This is a genomic window from Anabaena sp. WFMT, assembly GCF_051781005.1.
Classification (GTDB): Bacteria; Cyanobacteriota; Cyanobacteriia; order Cyanobacteriales; family Nostocaceae; genus Anabaena.
In genome coordinates, this window is record NZ_JBPWOA010000016.1 from 1 (window position 1) to 25,952 (window position 25,952).

Genomic DNA, 25,952 nt, shown 5'->3' on the forward strand with positions numbered 1-25,952 from the left:
CTGGTCTATATGGTATTTTCTAAGATTAAAGCAATAGCCTGTTCTAATATCATTTCTTTATCTACCATTGCTGCTAATTCTTCTGTTTGGTATCTTCCCTCAAATGCTTCTTTTGCTGCACCATTCAATGACAATTCATAGGCATCTTCTAGGGTTTCTCGCAATTCTTCAGTTGTAAAGTACATTCCCCTGATTTACGACGTTTGTTTGTGCGTTGAATTTCTTTCACTGCATTAGCGATAGACAAATCCCATGATCTAGTTGTACGTTTTTCCGCTGCTTGCTTAATTAGATGGAGAAGAATAATTTTGCCAAAACTAAAAATTTTATTCAGCTTATCATCTTTGCTCATTTCGGTCATCTCTTCAACTAGCAGCAACGCACCAGGAATATTGCCATTAATCAGTAATTGTTGAAGTTCTAGTAATTCTTCCATAACTCAAACCTCCTGAATTAAATCGCTCAAATTGATTATAAAATTAAAAACAATCAGTCTGAGAATTAGGGTTTAGCATTGCTAAACTCCTACTGTGCCTCACATGGTGATGTTGTTATTTTGAGTACCACCTGTACCAGCTTGTGAAATGTTAATCTGTTTACCAATAATGTTAATTGTGCCACCTGCTTTCACTGTTTGATACTTGTCCGCAAATGTGGCATTTTCTTCTACATCAGCAGTAGTCACCAACTCGGCAAAAATCGGATCATCAGGAATTTGTTTGAGGACTTCTGGAGTGAGATTTAATGCTTCTGGATTACCTGCTGCTAATGCTGTGGCTGTTTCTGGGGAATGGTTGCGGATTTTAGCCAGTGCTTCACCAACCTTTTTTGTTAAACTCTCACTAAATGTCTCACCAGATTTTTCTAAGGCTTTGGTTAAAAATATAGTAGCAATGGCAACTGCTAAAGTTGTAGGTTCCATAGAGTTATTACTAATCGAATATCCTTATTTCAACATAATTACTTAAAACCAGCAACTACATTTGCTACAAGTTGTCACTTAAAATTTCTTCCCAGTCACCATTCCCGGTGATGGTAGTGTAATCCGAATCATTATTAAGAGGTATTCCTTACCTCCAAAAAGACATATATCGTCGAAAATTGATTGTCAGAATGATATCTGCAAGTAAAACAGACGGATAACTATGCTAGAACAAGGCACTATCAGTATACATACTGAGAATATTTTCCCAATTATCAAGAAGTCGCTATATTCAGATCATCAAATCTTCTTGCGGGAACTCGTATCCAACGCAGTAGATGCTATCCAAAAATTAAAAATGGTAGCCCGCGCTGGGGAGTATAGTGGCGAAATTGGCGAAGACGAAATTGCGATCGCTATTGACAAAGATAACAAAACTCTCTCCATCAGCGATACTGGTATCGGTATGACGGCTGAGGAAGTAAAAAAATACATTAACCAAGTCGCTTTCTCCAGTGCGGAAGAATTTATCCACAAGTATGAAGGTAAATCAGATCAACCGATTATCGGTCACTTTGGTTTAGGTTTCTATTCTTCCTTCATGGTGGCAAAAAAAGTAGAAATTGATACTCTCTCTTACAAAGAAGGTTCTCAAGCGGTTCACTGGACTTGTGACGGTTCTCCAGCCTTTACCTTATCAGAGTCAAACCGCACCACTCGCGGGACTACGATTACCCTCACTCTCGAAGGTGAAGAAGAGGAATTTTTAGAAGCAGCCAGAATTAGAAATCTGGTGAAAACTTACTGCGACTTCATGCCAGTTCCCATTAAATTGGAAGGTGAAGTATTAAATAAACAAAAAGCAGCTTGGCGAGAATCTCCCAGTAATTTGACGGATGAAGATTATCTAGAATTTTATCGCTATCTCTATCCTTTCCAAGAAGAACCTCTGTTATGGGTGCATTTGAATACTGATTATCCGTTTATGATGAACGGGATTATGTATTTCCCCAAAATGCGTCCTGATGTGGATGTGACGAAGGGACAAATCAAGTTATTCTGCAATCAAGTGTTTGTTAGTGATAACTGTGAAGAGATTATTCCCCAGTTTTTGATGCCCATGCGGGGTGTAATTGATAGCACTGACATACCTTTGAACGTTTCTCGTAGTGCCTTGCAGGGCGATCGCACTGTGAAGAGAATCGGTGACTACATAGCCAAGAAAGTAGGCGATCGTCTCAAAGAACTATACCGCGATAACCGCGAACAATACATCAGTGCTTGGAAAGACTTAGGAACCTTCGTTAAATTTGGCGTTCTCAACGACGATAAATTTAAAAAACAAGTCGAAGACATCCTCATCTTCCGCAGCACCGCCACATTAGAAACCAAAACTGCCGAATCCCCCACAGTTGAAGTACAATCTTCAGAAAGTGATGTGTGGCAAGATGTCAACCCATCTAACACTAACAGCAGCACACCTTACACCACCATCAAAGAATATCTAGAACGCAACAAAGAACGCAACGAAAACCGCGTTTTTTACAGCACCGATGAAGCGAGTCAAGCCACATACATCGCACTACACAAAAATCAAGGTTTAGAAGTCCTATTTATGGACTCCTTTATTGATACCCACTTTATTAACTTCCTAGAAAGAGAATATCAAGATGTCAAATTTACACGGGTAGATTCTGACTTAGATAATACTTTGTTGGATAATAAAGATGGGGAAATAGTTGATCCCACCACTAACAAAACTAAGAGTGAGTCAATCAAAGAATTATTTGAGAAAGCACTCAATAAACCCAAACTTAATATCCGCACCGAAGCTTTAAAATCAGATAATCCTCAAGGAACACCACCCGCAATGGTGTTGTTACCAGAAATTCTCCGTCGTATGCGAGAAATGACCGCAATGATGCAACAGCAAAATGCTGATTTTCCTGAAGATCATATTTTGTTAGTAAATACTGCACATCCCTTGATTCAAAACCTGACACATCTCAGCCAAGGTAGTATTATTCAAGGTGATGGTGAGTCACCTACAGATCAATTGGTGAAAATGATTTGTCAACACGTTTATGATTTAGCGTTGATGTCTCAAAAAGGCTTTGACGCTGAAGGAATGAAATCCTTTGTTGAACGTTCAAATGACGTACTCACCAAACTAACCGAACAAGCGAGTAAGTAGAAAATATCCCAATTTGGTAGAGACGTTATATGGAATGTCTCTATTGATGCCAAGGAATAATGGTGGGTTACGCTACGCTAACCCACCCTACAATTTTTCACTACTTTATTTTTTATCGTAAAAAAGCTCGGATATTAGCCTTATAAGCTGTACTGTCCAAGCCATAATTTCCACCGCTCGGTCGGGTATTAATTTGATTTTGGAGAGCCTTAACGCGATCGCTTGCTCCAGGGTGTGTACTCAAAAATGTGGGAACCGAACTTCTTCCCTGTAGCTTTTTCATAAACGAAACCATCGCTAACTGAGAATAACCAGCCCGCGTTAAACTTGCTAGTCCTCTTTTATCAGCATCATATTCATCTTGACGACTACGAGGACGATTGAGAGCTAAATCGACACCTATACCTACTGCTTGACTGCGACTTAAGCCGGTTGCTGTAGCCACACCACTAGCGATCGCTCTTTGTCGCATCTGCTTAACTAGGTGTTGACCCTCAATATGACCCATTTCATGACCGATAACACTAGCTAGTTCTGCTTCATTGTCCGCAGTTTCTAGCAACCCTGTATTCACATAAACGAAACCACCCACAGTGGCGAAAGCATTCACCGCTTTATCCTCAACCACTTGAAAAGTATAAGGGATATTAGGGCGATCGCTATTAGCTGCTAAACGTCTACCAATCTGCTCTACATAGCTATTAAGCTGTTGATTACGAGAAATTCTGACTTCTTGGCGCAATTGATCATTCATCTGCTTACCAAGCTCAACTTCCTGACGAGCAGACATATTAGACAACTGAAATACTTGCACACCTTGCAATAACAGCGGTAAAAAATCGAAAGCTTTGCTTGGTAGAGGTGTACTCAAGCACAGGCTCAAAGCAACACTTAAGGAAATCAACGGGTAAAACCAAGGTCTTCTCCCTAAACGGTATTTTACCAAAAATCCATTCCAGTTAATCATAATCCTGTGAAAATAGAGTTGTGTGAGAACTTAAAATAGAGGACGTATTTACAGACAGCTAAGTTGCATTCTCAACTCAATATCCCTAATCTAAACAACCGTATAGACATCAGCATAGCAAGCCGGAAAACTCTCAAAGTCTAAGCTATGATTAAGAATCAGAAGTTCTCAAGTGCTTTCTTAGTCAGCTTTCTACTCCCACTGCTCGGAACTGTCTCAGTCATGATAGACTGTCGCATGACTTCACTGTCCAGCCGCTTTGATTTATTACTTCACTTTTTAATCGCAAAAAACTTGTTATGCCTATTTTAGATTCCAAAGGTCGCTTATTCGGCAAAATCAACTTACTCGATTTAGGTGCTGGGCTGGTAATATTACTAGTTATAATTGGCATCTTTATATATCCCGGAACTTCCGGTTCTGTAGCTCAAGTCGGTACAAAAACACTACCTATTGAAGTAGATTTAGTAATTCGTGGTTTAAATGTCCGTGAGCCTGAGCAGTTATTTAAGCAAGGATTTAACAAGGGTGGTAAAACCAATGTGATTATTCGTAATCAACCCTACGGTGAAATTGGCATTAAATCCATTCAAGAACTACCAAGAACAATCACTGTTCCCCAACCAGATGGTTCTGTTAAAGAATTGCCAGATCCAAGAGCCAATAATTTTAGTAGAGATTTTCTTTTGACCTTAGAAGGTAAAGCTCAAGTTACCGATGGTGGTCCAGTATTAGGTAATAGTAAAGTTAAAATTGGGATGCCTTTTGAATTAGAAGGTTTTAATTACAACTTTAATGCTTCCGTTATTGATATTCGCTTAAATGATAAATAGCATTTTGGTAATGGGTAATTGGTAATTGGTAATTGGTAATTGGTAATTGGTAAATAAATTTCTTTTTCTGCTTCCCAATCCCCAATCCCCAATCCCCAATCCCCAATCCCCAATCCCCAGTCCCCAATCACCCATTCAGCAAAGTTAAAAATTTACGAATTAATCCTATCGTCACCGCAGGTAATTCTAATTGCGGTGTTAACCCTACATTTTCTAAAGGTTGAAAATACCGGATAGCTTGGGGATTGATTTCTGCAAAGCGACGACCAATTTCTGGTCCTGTAAATTGTGATTTTTGTCCCCAAATAATAGCAGTGGGAGTTTTTAGCTGTTGAATGTAAAGAGACAAATCAAAGCACAAGTCTCCACGCACAAAAGATAGTGCTGCATATTCAGCATTTGGTTGTTGTGCAGATTGTAAATAAGCGTCCACAATCTCTTGATAAACTCGATTACTTTCGGCAAATTGTCTTTGCTCTAAAAAGCTGCGAATACCTGCATCTGTGGCAATTCCAGTACTATACAGCAAACGGTCAACCACAGGAACGCTGACTAATTGGGCAAAAAAGCTGCGGGAGTAATCTTGTCCAAAATCTGAAAGTCCAGAGGGTGTGACCAAAATTAACGACTTAAATAGATCAGGATGAGCGATCGCTACTCGAATTATAAACGCTGCCGTCAGAGAAGAAGCGATCGCTCTCACTGGCCCCGTACAGGTCTGTTCAATCAACTCCTGAATCGTCGTCAAATAATCCTCAATTTTGTAACTGCGTTGCGGATGCTCAGAACGACCCCAACCAATTAAATCTGGTGCAATCACCCGATATTCAGTCGCAAAAGCAGGAAACACCTTCGACCACTCATAAGCAGAAGACCCACCACCAAAACCATGCAGAAATAGCAAAGTTTCCCTGTCAGATTTTTCACTTTTATCCTGCCAAGGTGATCCAGTTGCTGTATAGTACACCATCCTACCTAGTGAGGTATTTATGGAGTATTGCTCAAAACCTAGTGGTTCTAACATAAGTATTACGTGTTTATTTTTGTATCTAATGAACATTCACAGCACTAAGATAACTCCAAAGTGCTAACTGATTTTGGCAAACGCCCCACTCCTATTTATTATCAGCCAACTCAGAACACCATAACTTCTGACTATCGTTAGATTAAGCAAATGTAAAATCCGACAATGGCTTATAAAGATTTAGTATTGTTTTTTTGATAATTTTACAAACAATTATGCTAAAACCACTATGCAATAACGCTTTTTGATGGTGTTTAGCATGACAACTAAATCAATACCTACGTGAATTTTCATGGTAATCTATCGGATAAATCACAGATAGTTGCAAAACTCAACTACATTACTTTCAGTAGTACTGAGTAATGAGTACTGAGTAACCTCATATCACGAAACAGGGGGATGGTTACTAATCTGGTCGAAGTTATTGAAGTATTGACTTTGATTGTGTATGTAGAAATAAGAACTTTTTTATTGACGTGATTAATTTCTAGATAATGGTAAAGCGGGGTGTCATGTTAAATCAAGCTACTCTTCAATCAGACCAAATACAAACAATTGAAAACATTGAAAACACACAATTTCAACCTAGTCGATGTGGTGTAAAAAATGAAATTGTAACTTTAGTTTGGCAGGATATAGTCGAAGAAGAGCAAGATGAAGATATCTATGCTGAAAAGGTAACTCTACCTAAATGTATGCGTTTGGATTTGGATGAGTTAAATTTTTTTGAAATAATAGATAATCAATTTAAGCAACACGGCCTCATTTTTCACAATTCCTTAGCCATACATCCATCAAATCCAGCATTTCCCAGCCAATCAGGTCTGAAAGTTTTAATGGGATCTCCCAAAAGCGGATTTTTAGAAGTTAATTTCTTAAATCCTGTAAACTGGGTTAGTGCTTTAGTTACTAGCTCACAGAGATTAGTCCTAGAGGCATACGACCAGAATGATATATTGCTCACCAAATCAGTTCTACCCACGGCTAATCTGATCAATTCCGGCTCTGAAATTCCCCCAAATACTATGCTCTCCGTAATAGCAAATGACATCAAGAAAGTTAAATTCTGCTCCTTTGATGGTAACTTCACCCTGGATGAATTTAGGTTTTGTTTTTCAACCTGACTGAAGAGCTACTAATTTTTAAAATGTCTCTTTGTCGGGACTGCTATCGGCAAGTACGGCAATGTTTGGGCTGAATAATGGTATATTAATAACTATCGTTCTAACACACTCTACAAATTGGAGATAATTAATTTTTTTTGTATTCCCTTAATCAGGTCACAAGCAAAAACTTCTGATTTGCACACATTAATCAAATATAATTCTTGTGGGGGTTTTGTCTAGGACGTAAATTACCCAAATTAAGTAATTTTATAATCAAGAAGGTAAAAACTGTGGCACAGGCTTCGTCTTTTTGGCGGCAATTAATAAATCAGCTTCCAGAAATCAAGACAGGAAGCCAAAAGCAACGAAATTTAAAACGTTTCTCTGAACCTGGAAGCATACTGGGGTTCTTGACAATCATCGTTGCTATGCTGTTTTGGAACTGGAAACTACTGTTAGCACTTGTATCTGGTATTGCGGTAATGAGTTTGGTTTACTCAATACCGAAATGGAACTGGCAACTAAGTTGGTTAGAAATACGCAGGTTTTTAAACACTGCCAATAGTCGGTTAGCTTTAGCAGTCGCTAGTGGTGGTATTGCTACTGTCATTACTTACATGACTGCGGTAATCTGGGTTGATTCTCCAAGTCATTGGATAGCTGCTAGTGTTATTGTTCAAGGTGTTGGGACACTACTAACTCTAATTTTGTTAGTGTGGCAAATCTTCAGCCTTCAAGGCAATCAAGAAGAAGAATATCTTGATCAGTTGTTGAATAACTTAACGGAATCTAACTCATTGAAGCGTTTAATTGCTGTGCATCAACTAACTAAATTCATCAATCGTAAACAGGTTGATGCTTCTATCAAGCAAGATGTTGTCAAATGCTTACGACTTCTATTAAGTAAAGAAGAAGAACCAGAAATTCAAGAAGCAGCTTTGAATAGTTTACAAACTTTGGATGGATTACAAGTTCTACTACCTAGTAGTGCTAAATCTCTTGCACCTGTATCTACAAAAGTTAAACAAGAGGTAATTCATAATTAGGGTTTGTTGATAGCGTGGCGTATGACTTCTACGTCGTCACGCAAGCTATAGCCATATAAGTACCAAGACAGAATTAATGACATATTGGTTATTGACTAATTCTTTACCAGTCAAGGATTTCAGCCCCAATTTTTGTGTAATTAATTTTGTCCAATTACTTAAACCTAAAACCTTAATAAATCAATATTTTCAAGACTATTCCAGGTTGATAATGTGCAAGAAATAAGCGCTGATACGATGAAAACTCAAGCACTTTTTTCGGTTCTAGATGATTCTATCTTCTTCCTTCTTCTTCTTTCTGACTCCTGACTCCTGACTCCTGACTCCTGACTCCTGACTCCTGACTACTGACTCCTGACTACTGACTCCTGACTACTGACTCCTGACTACTGACTCCTGACTACTGACTCCTGACTACTGACTCCTGACTACTGACTCCTGACTACTGACTCCTGATTCCTGACTCCTAACTCCTGACTCCTGACTACTTTCTAAACAGTCTGCCATTTTTGACCTGTACCACTGGATGATTACACCGTCTGACCAGTTGTTCATCATGGGTAGTCACAATTACTGTTGCCCCAAAGGTATTTAACTTCTGAAGAATCTTGATAACTTGCCAGGAATTATCAGGATCAAGGTTTCCAGTTGGTTCATCTGCCAGCAACAATGGTGGAGTAGCAATAATTGCGCGGGCAATACTTACGCGCTGTTGTTCTCCCCCAGAAAGTTGATCAGGAAAGCGGTCAGCTTTAGACAATAAACCTACTAATTTTAAAGTAGGTTCTAAACGCCGTTGAATTTCTTTACGAGTATAGCCTTGAGCTTGCAGCACAAAAATTATATTCTCTGAAACTGTGCGCTGAGGAATTAATTTGTAGTCTTGAAAGACAATTCCAATCCGACGACGGAAGAATGATAAGCGATCGCCCTGCAAGTTGGCTACATTCAAATCATCAACGATTACCTCGCCCTGTGTGGGTAATTCCTGACCATAAAGCAGTTTCAGAAAAGTCGATTTACCAGAGCCACTAGGGCCTGTAATAAACAAAAATTCTCCCTTTTTGATATTTATACTCACATCCAGCAGGGCATGATAGCCGTTGGCATAAGTCTTGGAAACAGAGCGCAATTCCACCATTGTCTCAGCTTGACTAGCCTGCCGTTGAATGTCTTTTCCTTCCCTGTCAACAGACGCATCCGTCTTTTCTGGAGTTTTTAATATTGACATCCCTCACTCTGCCTCATACAGTTATCAGCTTCTATTCCGATCACCAATTAACACTCAGCACCATTAACATTTTTGACAATCAACCGATAAACACAGGCTTTCAGTACAAACTCAGGCAAAGCCAACATTCGTCGCCAACGCCAAGGTTCTTGATACAAACGATAGAGCCATTCTAAATTGTTATTTGCCAACCAACGGGGAGCGCGAGTTTTTGTTCCTGACCAGATATCGAAACTACCACCAACTCCTATCCAAATGGCTTGGGGACACCAATGACGGTTTTTGGCAATCCATAATTCTTGACGTGGCACTCCCAAGCCAACAAAAATAACTTGTGGCTCCAATTGAGTTAAAGTTTGCTGTAATATTTCTTCTTCTTCTGGTGAATGATAGCCGGAGTGAGTCCCTACTATATTCAAACCTGGAACTTGCTGCTGCCAAAACTCTGCTGCTGTTGCAGCTACCCCTGGCGCTCCTCCATAGAAAAACACCTTAGGAGCTGTTTTTAGCTGGCCAAGTTCTTGTAAAAGGTTTTCTGATAATTCAATTCCTGGACAGCGTTGTACTTCTTGCCTTAACAAACATTGTAAATAGAGAACAACTCCTGCTCCATCTGGAATCACTAGATCAGCATTTTGAATTACCCCTGCTAGGGATAAATTTCGCTCTGCCTGCATAGTCATTTCTGCATTGAGCGTTACCACATGAGTCCCTCTGCCTTGTTCTAGGCATTCTAGCAACCAGTTGGGATAATTTTTCATTACATGAACTGGTAAACCCAATACTGAAAACTTTAGAGGCGATTTATACATAGTCTATTCTTAATTAGACCCACACCAAATTATTATTGAAGCTTAGTCTATCAAATTTTTTCCCAGGTGGATTATATATATCAGCTTACTTTTAGCCCATCTCTGGGTTGACTATTCACAGGAATTAGAAAATCTACTTTGATGAGACAGTACTGATAATAAATTTGACGATAATTTTGATATTTCTATTACCTCCAATACCTGAAACAGGCGTTGCTGAATTGAAATATGAAATTGGGAAATTTAACCTTTGCAACCTTGATTCTTTGCGCCTACTCTTTGCTACGCAACGCTACCGCGAACGAGATCGCGAAGCGCGATTGCGCCTTTGCGTGAGATATATTTATATCTTCATTTAGCAATGCCCTGAAACAGAATATCGCAGGTAAAAGAAGTATAAAATTTAAGAACTAAAGCCATATACGAACTTTCAAGCCTTTTGCCTGCTGTAAATAACAACTAATGACCAATGTTGAGGGCGTATTTTTGCAAATCTTCTAAATTACAGACTTCTAAAGCTCTAGCATGGGTGGCTTCTAAAACTACAGGTGGTGCAACGCCAGCTGCTAGGGCTTCTTGCCAACGTGCGGCACATAAGCACCAGCGATCGCCTGCCTTCAATCCAGGAAAGTTAAAATGAGGAACAGGTGTACTTAAGTCATTGCCCTGTGATTTGGTGAATGCGAGAAATTCCGTTGTGACTTGGGCGCAAACAACGTGCATCCCAAAATCCTGGCTTCCTGTACTACAAAAGCCGTCTCGATAATAGCCAGTAATTGGAGAATTACAGCAAACTTCTAAGGTTGTGCCTAGTACATTTTGCGCTTCTGCCATAAAAATCTCTCTTTCAAAAAAAAACAACTGTTAACTCTGCGATAAATTCATGACTTGTGCGATCGCTTTCACTAAATCTTCCCGCACTATCGGCTTTGGCAGATGCAACTGAAATCCTGCGGCTATAGCTTGGCGTTGATCATATTCTCCAGCATAAGCGGTTAAGGCGATAGCTGGCATTTTTCCGCCTTGTTCAGCCCTCCAACTTCTCACTTGACGTATCAGCATATAGCCATCTATTTCTGGCATACTAACATCACTAATTAACACATCTACCTGTGATTGTGATAGCACTTCTATTGCTTGCAATCCTGAAGATACCGCCATCACTTCAGCCCCATCTTGTTCTAAAACAAACGCCACAAAATCGAGAGAATCAACATCATCATCAACAACTAAAACCTTTATACCATTCAGCGACAAAGAGTTTAAAGTTAAAATAGAAGAATTATTATGTTCATCCATCATCCTGGAACTATCATCTTTAATCAACGGCAATCTGACAGTAAATTTTGCCCCCTGACCTATACCTGGGCTTTCTGCAGAAACAATCCCACCATGCATTTCCACTATATTCCGCACAATTGCCAGACCTAAACCTAATCCACCAAATTTTCTAGTAGAACTGCTATCTGCTTGCCGGAAGTAATCAAATACATAGGGCAAAAACTCATAACTAATTCCCTTACCTGTATCACTAACAGTAATTTGAGCATAGTCATCAACCCGCCCTAATTGCACTTCTACCATTCCTCCCCGGTCTGTAAATTTAACAGCATTAGAAAGCAAATTCCAAGTAACTTGTTGCAAGCGAGTAGGATCACCTATCACTTTTCCAATATTCTCTGGCAATACTGTTTTTATCTGAATAGATTTAGTGTCTGCGGCTAAACGGATTGTCTCTATAGTTGACAAAATTGTAGATTCTAAGTTAACTTTTGCCGTATTTAGCACCAGTTTACCCTGTAAAATTCTAGAAACATCAAGTAAATCTTCAATCAGTTGAACCTGTAATTTGGCATTGCGCTCAATAGTTGCTAAGGCTTGAGATATCTTGATCTCGTCTAATTTATGGGTTTGTAACAACTGTGACCAGCCTAAAATTGAATTCAGAGGCGTGCGTAACTCATGGGAGAGTACAGCTAAAAATTCATCTTTAATTCGATTAGCTGTTTCGGCTTGTGTGCGTGCTGCTTGTTCTAACTCTAGTAAATGGGCGCGTTCTTGTTGTATTTCTTTATGTTCATGAATATCTGTACAAGTCCCAAACCACTTAACTACAGAACCTTGCTCATCTTTAAGTGGTAATCCCCTTGATAATTGCCAACGATAACAACTATCAGCAGCACGTTTGAAGCGATACTCATTTTCATATTTGATGCCACTTTCGACAGCATTTAACCAGACTTGATAAGAACTTTCCACATCATCTGGATGTAATGCTTTCAACCAACCACAACCCAATGATTCCTCAAATGTTAATCCTGTGTATTCGCTCCAATTTTGATTAAAATAATCACACTCTCCTTTAGCATTACTTGTCCAAACAAGTTGGGGTATTGCTTCCACCAAATAACGGTAGCGTTCCTCACTTTGTCTTAAAATTTCGAGAATGCGTTGACGTTCAGTTATTTCTTGTTGTAATCGCTCGTTAGTGTTAGTAATCTCTTGAGTGCGGAGAGTGACCAACTCTTCCAAGTGATTTTGATATTTTCTGAGTTCTTGATCTATGCGTAACCGATCAGATATTTCTGTTTGCAGATTTTGATTCATTTGTTTTAATAGAGTTGGGCTGGGAAGAGCTAGCGCTTGGGGAACTAAAGGTATAAGTTCTACTGCTGTAATTACAGATATGAGCGCAGTCCCAGCTTTAACTAAACCTGATAACCAGTAAGTTGGATACCATAGAGTCCAAATTTCTAGTAAGTGCGTAGTGCCGCAAGCAATAATAAAGGCGCTAAACAACAGAAATATCCAAGAAAATGGCAGATCTTTACGCTTATTAACAAAGTAAAATAATGTAATAGGAATTGAGTAATAAGCTAGGGCAGTCAGTGCATCAGATACTAAATGTAGGAAAACTAAATCAGTTTTCCAAAGATAGCAATGCCCATGTGGTATGAACGGATCTGCATTAAAAAAATATTCCATAATTCTGGCATTGTTTCTAATAGGTATATTTGATTTGGATTAATTACTAAATACAGCAGAATTCAGGATTTTTCGTGAGCATACTATGGCTAACGCCACGCTACGCTCACAGAAGCTTTATTTATCTGTAATATTCTGTCTATAGCAGTCCTATTTGATTTTTGAAAATATAAAAATGTATATCTCCGATTTCTTCAAAATTTTTCTGGGTATTGTAGTTGATAAATAATTGAGGATTGCTATAGCAGTCTAGTTCGATTTGTGATAATTTGCATTGAATCAATCAAAACAAAATCTATACAAAGTTAGATTTTTGTAAGAGTGATATCCCTACGTAATTCTTCTTAAAAGAAGATATTACAACATAAAGTGTATTCTGTTGAACTGATTCCTGCTTGTACCTATAGATTATTGATCATAAGATAAATTTCTGGAAATTGCGGCGATCAAGTTGAAACAAATATATCCATAATCTTTTTTAAAGTCTCTGAATCTCTAGAAAGCACAAAATTTCAGTCTTTTACATTAATTTGATCAATTACTGCCAAAATACAGTTACCAATTCTACTGAATTTACACGTTCGGGATGATCTCGGTAAACAAAGACCTGTCAGAGCGTGTTCGTCATGGCAAAAATTACCGTTACACTACGGTGAGAGAGGTTAAAAAAATGTGGAAATAATTATAAATTAAGATTCTCATGCCTTTTGGGCGTGATAAGTGTAAAACTGAGTGTTAACGGACGGAAGTTGACTATGAGTAAAATTCGGATCGCGCTAATTGAAGATCATGATCTCACTCGTGTGGGTATTCGGACAGCACTAATGCAAAAGGAAGAGATTGAAGTTGTAGGGGAAGCTGCAAATGCGGCTGAGGGGCTAAAAATGTTAAAAAAACTACAACCAGATATTGCGATTGTTGATATTGGTTTACCCGATAAGGATGGTATTGAGCTAACAAGAGAGTTCAAAGCGGTTGCTGACAGTGAAGAGTTAGACACAAAAGTGTTAATTTTGACCCTACGAGATAACAAAGAGGCAGTATTGGCAGCTTTTGCGGCGGGAGCAGACTCCTACTGCATGAAGGATATCAAGTTCGATAATTTACTCGAAGCAGTGCGAGTAACTTACAATGGCAATGCTTGGATTGATCCAGCGATCGCTCGAATAGTATTGCAACAAGCACAACAAAGTCCACAGAGACTGACATCCATATCCTCTGATACCAAATTTTCTGTCAATTCTTCAGAATCATCAGAAACTCAGCAGTCTATTGAAGCTTACTCCCTCACAGAAAGGGAATTGGAAGTATTACAATTAATAGTCGAAGGCTGTAGCAATGCAATCATTGCGGAGAGACTTTACATCACAATTGGAACAGTAAAAACTCACGTTCGCAATATTCTTAATAAGCTATGTGCTGATGACCGTACCCAAGCAGCAGTACGTGCCTTGCGTTCTGGAATCGTGGGCTAATTAGTGCAAGAAGGCAGTCTTGGTGGAGGGAAGATAGCTTGTTGGATAAGATAACCGAGAAAGATCAAGAAAAACTCAAGCTCATGGTGGTAGATGACGAGCCAGATAATTTGGACTTACTCTACCGCACTTTTTGGCGAAAATTTAAAGTATATAAAGCAAATAATGCCCATGATGCTTTGGCAATCTTAGATCAAGTAGGGGAGATGGCCGTGATTATCTCTGATCAAAGAATGCCAGATATGAACGGCACAGAATTGTTCAGTCGCACAGTGGAACGCTTTCCCGATACAATTCGGATTTTGTTGACCGGTTTTACTGATGTCGAAGATTTAGTCGATGCAATTAATTCTGGTCAGGTATTTAAATACATCACTAAACCTTGGAAGCCTGAACAGCTAAAGGCATTAGTCGAGCAAGGCTGTGATACATATAAATTAGTAAAAAAGCGGACAAAAGAACTACGTCATGCTCTAAGACGAGAATCTTTATTTAACGCCGTCACCACAGCAATTCGCCAATCGTTTGACTATGACAGTATCTTACAAAAAATTGTCTGTACTATTGGCAAAACTTTTTCTGCTACTAGTTGTGTCCTCAGACTAGTAGAGGACGATCGCCTAACACAAAACCAGTTTTCCTATCAAGATTCCAAAGACCCAGATTTCAGTCTACCCTTCAACCCTATCCCCTTAATTGAAGAAGTTCTCCAAACTCAACACTATCAAATAATTCAAGATACACATCATGACAATCCTTATCACTGTGTAGTTGTACCATTTACCTATCAACAGCACTTACTAGCTGTGATGACTCTCTATCAATGGGGCAGTGAGCATCCTTGGCCAGAGGAAGACATCCAACTCCTGACAGGTGTGGCAGAACAAGCAGCTTTAGCTCTCTCCCAAGCCAAACTCTACCAAAGCCTGCAAGAAAAACAACAGCAAATCCACCTGGAATTGGAAGTAGCTCGCCAAATTCAAAATAATCTGCTCCGTCAAACTTTACCTGATCTTGACGGTCTCAAGGTACAAGCCTGCTGTTACCCAGCACGGGAAGTAGGAGGTGATTTTTTTGAAGTGTTTGTTCATCCTAAAGGTGAATTGTGGTTAGCAGTTGGTGATGTTTCTGGTAAAGGTGTTCCAGCGGCTCTATTTATGGCTAGTGCTATTTCCTTATTGCGTCGGGAATTATCCCAAGAATCACCAGCCGAGCCGAATGTTGTCATGCAGAATCTTAACTATGCTTTATCTGATGACTTAATCAGTAACAATTACTTTATTACCCTTGTCATTGCATCTTACACCCCGACTACTAAGGAACTTGTCTATGCTAATGCCGGCCATATTTATCCTCTATTGTGGTCAAAGTCAGAAAATTTGGTGACTCAACCGAATTACCTCAAAATCCGCAGTGTCCCCTTGGGTATCCTCCCAAAGTGGCAAGCACAGTCTGAGCGATTGAAGCTTGCGTCTGGAGACACATTATTGTTAGCTAGTGATGGTATTACGGAAGCTAAAGTATCAAGATATTCAAAATTGCCTGAAAATACAGATGGTAGCAGTCGATCTATTCAGCCTACCATGCTAAATCAGGAAGGTCTTTGGCAACTAATCCAAGAACAACCTCAACCACTGTCTCTCAAACATTTACTAACTCGTATTCAAGCAGATAACCATGTGCAAGAAGATGACCAAACTATCCTCTCTCTGGAGGTTATGTAAGTAATGAAAAGTGAGCTTCACGTACCAAGTGACTTGATTTTTGTAAATATCGTTGAAGCTTGGTTGCTAGGATGCTTGAAAATCCATCTAGGAGAATCAGTGGATTGGTCAGCACAATCGAGTCGTTTGCGCTTGGCGTTGGTTGAAGCATATACTAACGCTGTACGTCATGCTCACAAAGATCAGCCGAATTTGCCAATTTTGCTGCGTTTGGAACTCAAAGAACGCAAATTGTTGCTGGAAATTTGGGATTACGGCCAAGGCTTTGATATGTCTGCCTATTTTCCTCCTGATCCGTCGGAAAAAAAAGAAGGTGGTTATGGGTGGCTGATTATGAATCGTCTCATGGATAAGGTCGAGTATCGGTTGCAGATTAATGGTGCTAACTGTCTGAAGCTAGAAGCTACTTTGCCCAAAGATTGAAGTAATTCATTAAGAAATATTAATTAAGCTATAACTTTTGCTAAATTTATTTGATTTATTAGTTGTTTTTATCAAATACTGTAATGTAAGGCTGCTTTTCTCAGTCTTGAATCCTGTTTGGGTACTAAAGACTCTAAATTGATACCTACTTTACTAAAATTTCAATTTTATGAAACCCTTATTTTGCTTGTCGCCTCGTTATCGTCTTGATGATGAATCACCCTGGTTAGAAGGAATTGATCCCAGCCGTCATTACTGGATTGCAGTAAATGGAGAAAAGAAGGTGACTTTAGCTCTTCCTGGGTTAATAGTTTCTTCTTTTGATGAGTTCAAAGAAGTGATCCGCAAATTCCGCTCTCTAAAACCTGGAGAAATAATGAGTTTGGCAAGAATTTCCAGCCGTTGTATGATTCGTTGTATAGCTGCTAACTGCTATGCTCTAGAAGCTAGAGTAAATGATGCTCCTGTGTGGCATCTTTTTGATCAAGAAACTTTAGATAGCTTGTTAATGACAGCGCATCCAGATTGGCAATGTTCTCCCTCAGACGTTGAGCTAGGTAGAAGATTGTTACTCCGTTCTTTGGAAAGAAGTGTGACTACTCAAAGTCAGAGTAGATTAAAGTCTGAAAAATGATTTTTTGTTAATTCTCTGGTGGACGCAAAGCAATTAATTCTTGCCTAGAGGCTAAAAGTTTGATTCTGGCATCCAAAATGTGCTTTTGGTGATTAAGGATAAATATCCAGAGGGTATTAACACTACACCAAGAAGTTTGTACTTTTCCTGTCACTTGAATTTGGATTTGATTATTTACCAAATTCTCAGTAGTTCCTTGGTGGGGTTTGGCTTTGATGTCTTGCGCTTCTTGATGTAGATAGGTAGCGATCGCATCTCGTCCTACAATAGCAGACTCTAATGGTGGGTGCATCACACCATCTTCGGCAAATAACCCAGCAGTCGCTGTAAAGTCTCCAGCATTTAAAGTTGTGAAATAACGCAAAATAATCGGTTCTGTAATTCCTGAAATCTGAAGTTCTCTTATAAATTCACTAGCTGTCATAAATTTATCTCATTTGGTGATTGGTAATTGGTAAATTGTTATGAATCACTATCTAAAAAAAGTTGTCCCAAGCAATTACCTGGGAACAACAATAAAAAACATTGAGGTTGGAAAGATATCGAAAGCTGATTATCTTCAGATGACTAAATTCGTAATATTTAGTCAGCTAAAGGATCAACACCCATGTCAGAAACTACTTTCCGTAGCACTGTAATTTGTTGACCGAAATCTAAATCTTTGAGTGTTTCTAAAACTTGTGCGCCATCACGAGATAGCTGATAACCTGCTGGTACAGGAATAACAGAGCCTTTCGCCATTAATTCTGATAACTCGTACCAGAAAGCCAACTTTGTGTTAACACTGAAAATTCCGTAAGCACGAGAAACTTGAGTATTTGCTTGAGCAGCCAAGTCCCGCATTACTTGTAACTGCTCTGGGTGAGACATTTGCTTAATTTGACTCAAAAGACCTTCTGCCATTTGTAACCGTGCTGCACCTGTAGCTGCTGGGGTGATGGAGCGACCCATTTCTGTGTAGGCATACCATAGTACAGCTAGTTGTTCATCCACGCTGAGGGCTTTGAAGACAGCAGTAGTTGAAGCGACAGCATCACCAGCTTGGGTGCTGTAGTTGAAAGCCTGAGAGAGGCGGGTTGAAGCTGAATCAGAAGTGAATGTCATATTTTTACCACAGTCTATATAACTAAGTGGTCGTCATGAACTGCGTACACCGAATAACGAATGAAAAATGGATTTGGTATTTTTTACTAGGCACTTTTTCAAGTGATTTTGTTAATCGGTGGGAGGTTTGCATCACTCTGGGTTGCTTGACCTCTTGCTAACTATTCTGCATTATTTCTTAATAATTTGACAACAATGTTTACAAATGGTATGGATAGTAAGATCAAATGAATATATTCACGAAATAGTGTACAATCGCCATGCAATCGACTGGCAAAACTTGCAATCATAAAAATGAATCAGTCTCCACTCACCAGCAGCATGGTAAAAGAGAAAGCCAGGGAGTTGGGTTTTCATAAAGTTGGGATTGCATCGGTAGATGGGATAGATGCCATAGTGATGCAACGGTTGCAGGCATGGATGGAATTGGGTTATCACGCTGATATGCAATGGATGGCTAATCCTAAACGTGAGGATGTTCGTTTAGTAATGCCAGAAGTGCGATCGCTTGTTTGTGTGGCGCTAAATTATTACACACCAGACCAACGTCCAGAAGGTGAAGAATATGGAAAAATTTCCCGTTATGGCTGGGGACGGGACTATCATAAAATTCTGCACAAAAAGCTCAAACAACTAGCTACCGGGCTAGAATCATGGAGTGAAGGTGTAAAAGCCAGATATTATGCAGATACAGGCCCAGTGCAAGATAAAGTTTGGGCGCAAAAAGCTGGTATTGGTTGGATTGCCAAGAATGGTAATGTGATCACGAGAGACTATGGATCTTGGGTTTTTTTGGGAGAAATATTAACTAATATAGAACTAGAGAGCGATCGCCCAGCTACAGAACATTGTGGAACTTGTACCCGATGTTTACAGGCTTGTCCTACTGGGGCAATTACCGAGCCATTTGTAGTAGATGCCAATCGTTGTATAGCCTATCATACCATTGAAAACCGCGCCGATAACTTGCCAGACATACTCACACCTCACTTACATGGCTGGGTTGCCGGTTGCGATATTTGTCAAGATGTATGTCCTTGGAATCAGCGTTTTGCTCAGGAAACAGATGTAACAGATTTTCAACCTTATCCTGGGAATTTAGCACCCAAGCTGGTAGAATTAGCGCAAATCTCAGATGAGGAGTGGGATAAACAATTTCCAGCATCAGCCTTACGACGGATTAAACCAGAAATGTTACGACGGAACGCTCGTGCTAATCTTGATGCATCTAGGCTAAAGAATGACCCAGAAAGTAATAATATTTGACTTTGATGGAACGATTGCGGATACAGTAGATGCTCTTGTAACTATTGCCAATCGTTTAGCTTTAGAGTTTGGTTATATACAAATTACCCCCGATGAACTTGCTCTTTTGAGGAATTTAACTTCTAGAGAAATTATTAGATATTCAGGTATTTCCGTCTTAAAGATTCCTTTTTTGCTTAAAAAAGTTAAAGGTGAATTAAAAAACAAAATTAAAGAATTTCACCCCATACCCGGAATTCCCGAAGCCTTAATAGAACTCAAAAATGAAGGATATCAACTTGGAGTTATTACTTCTAATTCTCAAGAAAATGTAACTGAGTTCCTCAAATGCAATGATTTAGATTATCTGTTTGAATTTATCCATTCAGGAGTAACGATTTTTGGAAAAACCACAATAATTAATAATGTCTTAAGGCAGAGGCAAATTAAAGCGCAATCAGTTATTTACGTGGGTGATGAAACTAGAGATATTGAAGCTTCAAAAAAAGCAAATATCAAAGTGATTGCAGTCACCTGGGGGTTTAATTCAGCAGAAGCACTAGCCAAGGAACATCCAAATTTTTTAATTGATCATCCAGGTGAATTATTAGAAGTGATCAAAAATTGTTAAAAGCCCAACCTAATAAAGATTGAGCATTGGCAAAAAATTAAGTTTTTGATGTTAAATAATTGGAATTACTTCTGAGGGGCTTTACCCTTTTGCAAAGCTTGTTGTACTAACTCATCACTAACACTAGTGATACCCTCAGTCTTAGAAGCACCTATTTCCTTACTCATCTCTATATAATCATCAGGATTACCTGTTGACTGCGCTTCAGTTTTTGTCTCTTCTGGTTCAGGGATTTCATATTTAGGTGCAGTAGCAGCTTCAGCAGCAGTTTTGCCTTCACCTGTGCGGTCAATTTCACTGACACTGAACTGCTGTGCAGCTGCATAATCAGCTTCAAAATCTACTTTTGGTGCTTTTTCATCACCACTAACTATATTTTCAGCAGCTAATTGTGCATCATGAGTAGTCGCTTCATTCGGGCTAGGGTTCACTTTATCAGGCATAATTAAAACCTTAATTAATATCTACATTACTGGTGCAATTTTATCAAAATATTTTACTAAATTCTTGTTCCTTAAGAGAGAGTGTACTCTCTATAACAGGATAGATAAAAACTAAATTAGCTAATTAATAAATATCCTTCTTTTGGTGGTAGAACATAATTCTAAAAATCTGATAATCCTATAAGTCCAGGACTCACGCACTGAAACGGAAAACTGTCATTCTGAGCGCAGCGAAGAATCTCTCCAGAAGTTGAAACGCCTATTTTACCGTTCTCAACTTGGCTGAGTGCGTAAGTCCTAAAGTCTTAACTGTTAAATTACTCTGAGGATTAATTATGACCGCTAGTTACAATAAAACTATTTCTCATCAAGCTCAGAGCCAGGAAACTCAAAATTTAGTAGAAGATTTTAATGCCTTAGATACCGATGCCAAATTAGCTTGGCTATATTTTGTTTATGAAAAAATGGGTGATACCATTACTCCTGCTGCTCCCTCAGCCGCAGAACCAGAATTAGCTCCCATGTTGGTAGGAGACTATTTGCAATTATCAGATGATGAACAACTAGAAATTATGCGGGATATAGTTAACTGTAAGGATACAGCTTATTCTCGTTCTTATGGAGCATTAAAAGAAAATAACCAGTTGTTCATTTGGTATGTTTGGGCAGAAGCTATGGGGGATACTGTAGTGGGAATGCCAGATAATTATGAGTCAACTGAAGCAATTAATGATTTACTTGCTCAAACTGAAGAAATAGATTTTGAAGGGCAAATTTCTGTTTTGCGGACAATTGCTGGTCAGATGGGTTATAGCGATGTCAAGCCGATTGCGACACAAGCAGAAACAGGTAAAACAGCCAGTTTATAATTCAATCAAAATTCTGAATTTTGATTTGGGAATTAACAAGTTGTAAGTTAATTTAACTCAAATGGGGTGAGGTGAGAAAGTATCACTTCACCTTAGATATATTGGCTTGCTCATTCTGTAATTTTACCTCGTAGAGCTTTAATTTCACCGCGTTTGGTTTTGCTGTCAATGCGTTTATTTTTAGCGCTGCGTGAGGGTTTTGTGGGCTTGCGTTTTGGGGAGATGACAGTAACGCTTCTGATTAAAGTTTGGAGACGTTTGAGTGCGTCTTCTTTATTCTGTTCTTGAGTACGATGTTGCTGGGCTTTGATGACAATTATCCCATCTTTGGTGATGCGCTGATCTCCCAAATTGAGCAACCGTTCTTTGTAAAGCGGTGATAGAGAGGAGGCGTTAATGTCAAAGCGCAAATGAATGGCTGTAGCAACTTTATTGACATTTTGACCGCCTGATCCTTGAGAACGAATTGCACTAATGCTGATGTCGGTGAGAGGGATGATAGTTTTGTTGGTGATTTGCAGCATAGTCTTTTTTAAAGATAGTTTGGTAGAATTTTTGGCGTATTATCCAGACACTACAAGCTGATTCAATTCTGCTGGTGTAATGTGAGAATGGACGACTTCACCATCACGAAACCAAACAATACGCTTGGTTTGACGAGCAACTTCTGGTTCGTGAGTCACCATGACTACTGTAATCCCACTGCTATTAAGTTCACCAAAAATATCTAAAACTTCTTGAGTTGTGCGGGAATCAAGTGCGCCGGTGGGTTCGTCAGCAAGGAGAACAACGGGACGGTTGACAATGGCACGAGCGATCGCTACTCTTTGTTGTTGTCCCCCTGATAATTGGGTAGGTTTGTTATTGAGACGTTTTTCTAAACCTACTTTTATCAATGCTTCAGTTGCCCGTTCTTTTCTTTCCCCTGGCTTAATACCAGCATACACCATTGGCAGCATGACATTTTCCATTGCTGTCAATTGATTTAATAAATGGAATTGTTGAAATACAAACCCTAGCTTTTTATTGCGAATATGCGCCAATTCTGTATCACCGATTTGGGCTACATCAAGATTGTCTAAATAATAATGTCCAGAACTAGGACGATCTAAACAACCAATAATGTTCATGGCTGTAGATTTTCCCGAACCAGAGGGACCCATAATTGCACAATATTCACCTTCTTCTATAACTAAGTTGATATCATTTAGTGCTTTTACTTCTGTTTCCCCACTACCATATATTTTGAAAATATCCTCAAGGCGAATAATTCCTGATTTTGGTACTGAATTAGGAATGTTTGAATCAGTTAAAGTCAGAGTATTTGCCACTGAATTTGATTCCTTTTTTAAAATTACGAATTACGAATTACGAATTACGAATTATGAATTATTTACGCGCTTCTTAATGCTACAATTGGGTCAAGTTGAGCAGCACGACGGGCAGGAACTACGCCAAAAAATAAACCAATTCCACCAGATATACCAACTGCCATTGTAATGGAAACGATGGAAATACTCGCTTCTAAAGGAGTTAAAATTGATACTAAAATTATGCCACCAACTCCAACTGTAGTCCCCACTAAACCGCCAATTACAGAAACAATTACTGCTTCAATAATGAATTGAAGTAAAATGTCCTGCTCGGTAGCACCAATTGCTTTTCTTAAGCCAATTTCTTGGGTGCGTTCGGTGACAGAAACGAGCATAATATTCATAATACCAATGCCGCCAACAAATAAAGAAATTCCAGCGATCGCAGCGAGCATGGTTGTCAAAGCACCGGAAATTTGACCGACTGTTTGCAAAGCATCTTTTTGGGTACGGATTGTAAAGTCATCTTCACCGACGAGTTTGTGGCGTTGTCGTAGTAAATTGGTAATTTGAAACTCTGCTGCATCCACACTATCGGCATCTTTAGCTGAAGTGACAATGTAAGTTACTTCTAGTCCATAGGGAGAAGTTCTTCCCACTAGCCGATTTGCTGATGTGAGAATCGGGACTAATGCTGACTCATCGTAATCTACACCCAAATTTGAACCTTTGTCTGTTAGTACCCCAATTACTTGAAAGCTGGCATTTTTAATTCTAATTTGCTGACTAATAGGATTAGTATTTCCAAAAAGTTTGTCTTTCAATTTTGCACCTAGCACCACAACTTGATTGCTGCGCTTCATATCTATGTCGGTGAAAAACCTTCCTGTCGCTACTTCAAAATCCCGCACTTTCAAAAAGCTGGGAGTTGTCCCAATAATATTGACATCGGTATTTCTGTTTTTATAAGTCACCACCTGTCTACTATTCAATTCCGCTGTGGTAGCTGCTACTGTAGGTACTTGAGTTGCGATCGCATTAGCATCTTCTAAAACTAGCGTTCTGGTAACATTTCTAGCCACCCGTTGAGTTTCCTCGTTACCGGGAATCACAAATAAAACGTTTGGCCCCAAGGAATTTAATTGATTAGCTACAAACTTTTGTCCTCCTTCCCCAATCCCAATCATCGCAATTACTGAACCATTACCAATCACAATACCCAACATAGTCAGGGCGCTACGCAACTTATTAGAGAGTAAGGTTTTACCCGCCATTTGCACGCTTTCTAGGAAGTTCATGATTTTTTCTCTGCTTTGGCTTTTTCAATTTTGTAGTCTTTGGGTGGGTTCACAAATATCAAATCACCCTTGTTTACTCCCTCTAAAACCTGAGTTTCGTCTTTGATTTGCGCTCCAATTGTGATTTCTCGAAACTGGGGTTTATTATCCGTATCTGGTATCAGCACGCCAGTTTTGCCATTTTCGGTGAGAATTGCTACAGTTGGTAGGGTTAAAGCATCGTTAATGCGATCGCCCAAAAACGTCACATCTACATTCAAGCCAGAACGCAATTTATCTGCACCACTATCAATCACCACCCGCACCTGAAAAGATGTCACACCTTGTTCCACCACCGCTTCAGGAGCAATCAGACGGACACGGCCTTTAAATACTTGATCTGGATAAGCATCAGCAACAATTTCTACCTGCTGTCCTTGCTTAATTCTACCAATATCAGCTTCTGGAACCTGAGCTAAAACTTCCAAACCCGTCGCTAAAGCCACAATTGAACTAGAAGTTGCTGAGGTACTTGTAGAAGCCGAAGTTGTTGGTGTCACAAAAGCGCCTATATTGGCGTATTTTTGAGTCACAATCCCCGCAAAAGGAGCGCGAATAATGGTATCTTCCAACTGTACTTGCTGCTGTCTTAACTGAGCTACAGCCGACGCTACAGAGGCTTTAAGTCTGGCAATTTCTTCGGGACGGTTGCCATTTTCCAGCTTTCGCAGTGCTTCCCGTTCTTGAGCAACTACGGCTTCTTGACTTTTGATATCTTCATCACGGTTCCCCACTTTTTGTAGTGATAATCGGCGTTGAGCTTCTTCTAAACTGGCTTTTGCTCTTTTATCTTCACTGATATATTGTTCTAGGGAATCTTGGGAAATAGCCCCTTCTTTTGCTAACCCTTGATAACGTCTTACCCTAGATTGGGTTAGTTCTACCTGCGCTTTAGCTGAATCTACAGCGGCTTTAGCTTGATCAATTTCCTGAGAACGATTCCCCGCCCGAATGATAGCTAACTGGGATACTGCTTGGGCTACACGCGCTTTAGCTTGGGCAATTTCTTCAGGACGACTCCCCGCTTGACTTTCCGCTAATTGTGCTTTGGTTTGCTCTAAATTGGCTTGAAATTGAAGAATTCGCATTTTAATTTCGGAGTTATCCATACGAGCAATAATTTGCCCTTTTTGGACTGTTTCTCCCTGTTCAATATCCAAATCGGTGATAATTCCCGGATTTTTGGGACTAATATTCACGCTTTGTACTGGTTGCACTTTCCCACTAGCAGTAATCCGCACTGTGACACTTTTTGCTGCAACTGGAACAGTGAGTTTAGTAATGTCTTGTTTACGGTTTTCTGGATTCGCTATTTTTAAGGCTGTAGTTGTACCAACTATCAAAATACCAGATGCCATTAACCCCATTAACCAGCGAAATGGGTACTTAATTTTTTTGCCAATTAGCGGAATTTCTATGTGAGTGGTCATATGATTTTGCGGTAATTACTAAAATTTAAAGTTGTTAATTTTTTGAAGTCAGAAATGAAGAATTCGGTTTATATAAACCATCAGTAAAATCTATGCTTTGGAGATTATTAGTTTTGCTTTTATACTAGCAATTAAATATAGGATGAGCCATTACCTGATTGGGTGAAATTTGCTAGTTTTTGGAGATAGATATAATTACTAATT

24 protein-coding genes and 2 pseudogenes are annotated in these 25,952 nt (G+C 39.3%); 11 read left to right on the plus strand and 15 right to left on the minus strand.

Translation table 11 applies throughout. The annotated features are described in order from the left end of the window. Positions 1-5 precede the first annotated feature (5 nt). Together ACSQ6I_RS07595 and ACSQ6I_RS07600 are read right to left on the minus strand one after the other, a co-directional pair. Positions 6-436, minus strand: a pseudogene (locus tag ACSQ6I_RS07595) (DUF29 family protein). A 99-nt stretch (positions 437-535) separates the two neighbouring features. After that, positions 536-922: a hypothetical protein gene (locus ACSQ6I_RS07600; protein ID WP_438889746.1), complete on the minus strand. Its 387-nt coding sequence runs from the start codon at positions 920-922 to the stop codon at positions 536-538. A gap of 223 nt (positions 923-1,145) precedes the next feature. Here ACSQ6I_RS07600 and htpG point away from each other — a divergent pair, with 223 nt between their 5' ends. Beyond that, entirely contained in the window at positions 1,146-3,116 is a 1,971-nt protein-coding gene (gene htpG, locus ACSQ6I_RS07605) for a molecular chaperone HtpG (RefSeq protein ID WP_438889747.1), read from the plus strand. A 112-nt stretch (positions 3,117-3,228) separates the two neighbouring features. Here htpG and ACSQ6I_RS07610 read toward each other — a convergent pair whose 3' ends face one another. Further along, complete coding sequence (locus tag ACSQ6I_RS07610) at positions 3,229-4,083, minus strand: M48 family metallopeptidase (RefSeq protein ID WP_438889748.1); 855 nt, start codon at positions 4,081-4,083, stop codon at positions 3,229-3,231. A gap of 299 nt (positions 4,084-4,382) precedes the next feature. On the opposite strand from ACSQ6I_RS07610, the gene ACSQ6I_RS07615 reads away from it, so the two are divergent. Continuing rightward, positions 4,383-4,916, plus strand: coding sequence for a DUF4330 domain-containing protein (locus ACSQ6I_RS07615; protein ID WP_438889750.1), 534 nt, complete (start codon positions 4,383-4,385; stop codon positions 4,914-4,916). A gap of 127 nt (positions 4,917-5,043) precedes the next feature. On the opposite strand, the gene ACSQ6I_RS07620 is transcribed toward ACSQ6I_RS07615, so the two are convergent. Next, the gene (locus ACSQ6I_RS07620) at positions 5,044-5,940 is read right to left on the minus strand and encodes an alpha/beta fold hydrolase (protein WP_438889751.1); all 897 of its coding nucleotides are present in this window, start codon (positions 5,938-5,940) and stop codon (positions 5,044-5,046) included. A 512-nt stretch (positions 5,941-6,452) separates the two neighbouring features. On the opposite strand from ACSQ6I_RS07620, the gene ACSQ6I_RS07625 reads away from it, so the two are divergent. Both ACSQ6I_RS07625 and ACSQ6I_RS07630 read left to right on the plus strand, forming a co-directional pair. Further along, positions 6,453-7,064: a hypothetical protein gene (locus tag ACSQ6I_RS07625; protein ID WP_438889752.1), complete on the plus strand. Its 612-nt coding sequence runs from the start codon at positions 6,453-6,455 to the stop codon at positions 7,062-7,064. Between the two features lie 272 nt (positions 7,065-7,336). Continuing rightward, complete coding sequence (locus ACSQ6I_RS07630; protein WP_438889753.1) at positions 7,337-8,092, plus strand: armadillo-type fold-containing protein; 756 nt, start codon at positions 7,337-7,339, stop codon at positions 8,090-8,092. Between the two features lie 484 nt (positions 8,093-8,576). On the opposite strand, the gene ftsE is transcribed toward ACSQ6I_RS07630, so the two are convergent. The 4 genes and pseudogenes from ftsE to ACSQ6I_RS07650 all read right to left on the minus strand — a co-directional run bounded on the left by ftsE (position 8,577) and on the right by ACSQ6I_RS07650 (position 13,131). Next, entirely contained in the window at positions 8,577-9,323 is a 747-nt protein-coding gene (ftsE, locus tag ACSQ6I_RS07635; RefSeq protein WP_438889754.1) for a cell division ATP-binding protein FtsE, read from the minus strand. Between the two features lie 47 nt (positions 9,324-9,370). Next, entirely contained in the window at positions 9,371-10,135 is a 765-nt protein-coding gene (locus ACSQ6I_RS07640) for a WecB/TagA/CpsF family glycosyltransferase (RefSeq protein WP_438889755.1), read from the minus strand. A 459-nt stretch (positions 10,136-10,594) separates the two neighbouring features. Next, entirely contained in the window at positions 10,595-10,969 is a 375-nt protein-coding gene (locus ACSQ6I_RS07645) for a DUF2237 family protein (protein ID WP_438889756.1), read from the minus strand. 30 nt (positions 10,970-10,999) lie between these two features. Next, positions 11,000-13,131, minus strand: a pseudogene (locus ACSQ6I_RS07650) (ATP-binding protein). Between the two features lie 744 nt (positions 13,132-13,875). On the opposite strand from ACSQ6I_RS07650, the gene ACSQ6I_RS07655 reads away from it, so the two are divergent. From ACSQ6I_RS07655 to ACSQ6I_RS07670, 4 genes are all read left to right on the plus strand, one after another. Beyond that, entirely contained in the window at positions 13,876-14,595 is a 720-nt protein-coding gene (locus tag ACSQ6I_RS07655; protein WP_438889757.1) for a response regulator, read from the plus strand. A gap of 50 nt (positions 14,596-14,645) precedes the next feature. Beyond that, entirely contained in the window at positions 14,646-16,319 is a 1,674-nt protein-coding gene (locus ACSQ6I_RS07660; protein ID WP_438889976.1) for a SpoIIE family protein phosphatase, read from the plus strand. Between the two features lie 3 nt (positions 16,320-16,322). After that, positions 16,323-16,742: an ATP-binding protein gene (locus ACSQ6I_RS07665; RefSeq protein WP_438889758.1), complete on the plus strand. Its 420-nt coding sequence runs from the start codon at positions 16,323-16,325 to the stop codon at positions 16,740-16,742. A 169-nt stretch (positions 16,743-16,911) separates the two neighbouring features. After that, positions 16,912-17,376: a hypothetical protein gene (locus ACSQ6I_RS07670; protein ID WP_438889759.1), complete on the plus strand. Its 465-nt coding sequence runs from the start codon at positions 16,912-16,914 to the stop codon at positions 17,374-17,376. A gap of 7 nt (positions 17,377-17,383) precedes the next feature. Here ACSQ6I_RS07670 and ACSQ6I_RS07675 read toward each other — a convergent pair whose 3' ends face one another. After that, complete coding sequence (locus tag ACSQ6I_RS07675; RefSeq protein ID WP_438889760.1) at positions 17,384-17,800, minus strand: nuclear transport factor 2 family protein; 417 nt, start codon at positions 17,798-17,800, stop codon at positions 17,384-17,386. Positions 17,801-17,958: 158 nt separating this feature from the next. Beyond that, positions 17,959-18,480, minus strand: coding sequence for an orange carotenoid protein N-terminal domain-containing protein (locus tag ACSQ6I_RS07680; RefSeq protein WP_438889762.1), 522 nt, complete (start codon positions 18,478-18,480; stop codon positions 17,959-17,961). 294 nt (positions 18,481-18,774) lie between these two features. On the opposite strand from ACSQ6I_RS07680, the gene queG reads away from it, so the two are divergent. Beyond that, positions 18,775-19,746, plus strand: coding sequence for a tRNA epoxyqueuosine(34) reductase QueG (gene queG, locus ACSQ6I_RS07685; RefSeq protein WP_438889763.1), 972 nt, complete (start codon positions 18,775-18,777; stop codon positions 19,744-19,746). After that, a complete protein-coding gene (locus tag ACSQ6I_RS07690) occupies positions 19,721-20,356 on the plus strand; it encodes an HAD-IA family hydrolase (RefSeq protein ID WP_438889764.1) in 636 nt (211 codons plus the stop codon). The genes queG and ACSQ6I_RS07690 overlap by 26 nt, the downstream gene beginning before the upstream one ends. Before the next feature lie 65 nt (positions 20,357-20,421). On the opposite strand, the gene ACSQ6I_RS07695 is transcribed toward ACSQ6I_RS07690, so the two are convergent. Then, on the minus strand, positions 20,422-20,799 hold the full coding sequence (locus ACSQ6I_RS07695) for a hypothetical protein (RefSeq protein ID WP_438889765.1): 378 nt from the start codon (positions 20,797-20,799) through the stop codon (positions 20,422-20,424). 335 nt (positions 20,800-21,134) lie between these two features. Here ACSQ6I_RS07695 and ACSQ6I_RS07700 point away from each other — a divergent pair, with 335 nt between their 5' ends. Next, positions 21,135-21,668, plus strand: coding sequence for an orange carotenoid protein N-terminal domain-containing protein (locus tag ACSQ6I_RS07700; protein ID WP_438889767.1), 534 nt, complete (start codon positions 21,135-21,137; stop codon positions 21,666-21,668). Between the two features lie 110 nt (positions 21,669-21,778). Here ACSQ6I_RS07700 and arfB read toward each other — a convergent pair whose 3' ends face one another. The 4 genes from arfB to ACSQ6I_RS07720 all read right to left on the minus strand — a co-directional run bounded on the left by arfB (position 21,779) and on the right by ACSQ6I_RS07720 (position 25,748). Then, a complete protein-coding gene (gene arfB / locus ACSQ6I_RS07705; protein WP_438889769.1) occupies positions 21,779-22,192 on the minus strand; it encodes an alternative ribosome rescue aminoacyl-tRNA hydrolase ArfB in 414 nt (137 codons plus the stop codon). 39 nt (positions 22,193-22,231) lie between these two features. Continuing rightward, positions 22,232-22,999, minus strand: a complete 768-nt coding sequence (locus tag ACSQ6I_RS07710; RefSeq protein WP_438889771.1) for an ABC transporter ATP-binding protein — start codon at positions 22,997-22,999, stop codon at positions 22,232-22,234. 62 nt (positions 23,000-23,061) lie between these two features. After that, positions 23,062-24,279, minus strand: a complete 1,218-nt coding sequence (locus ACSQ6I_RS07715) for an ABC transporter permease (protein WP_438889773.1) — start codon at positions 24,277-24,279, stop codon at positions 23,062-23,064. Further along, entirely contained in the window at positions 24,276-25,748 is a 1,473-nt protein-coding gene (locus ACSQ6I_RS07720) for an efflux RND transporter periplasmic adaptor subunit (protein ID WP_438889775.1), read from the minus strand. Before ACSQ6I_RS07720 ends, ACSQ6I_RS07715 begins: the two co-directional genes overlap by 4 nt. Positions 25,749-25,952 lie beyond the last annotated feature (204 nt).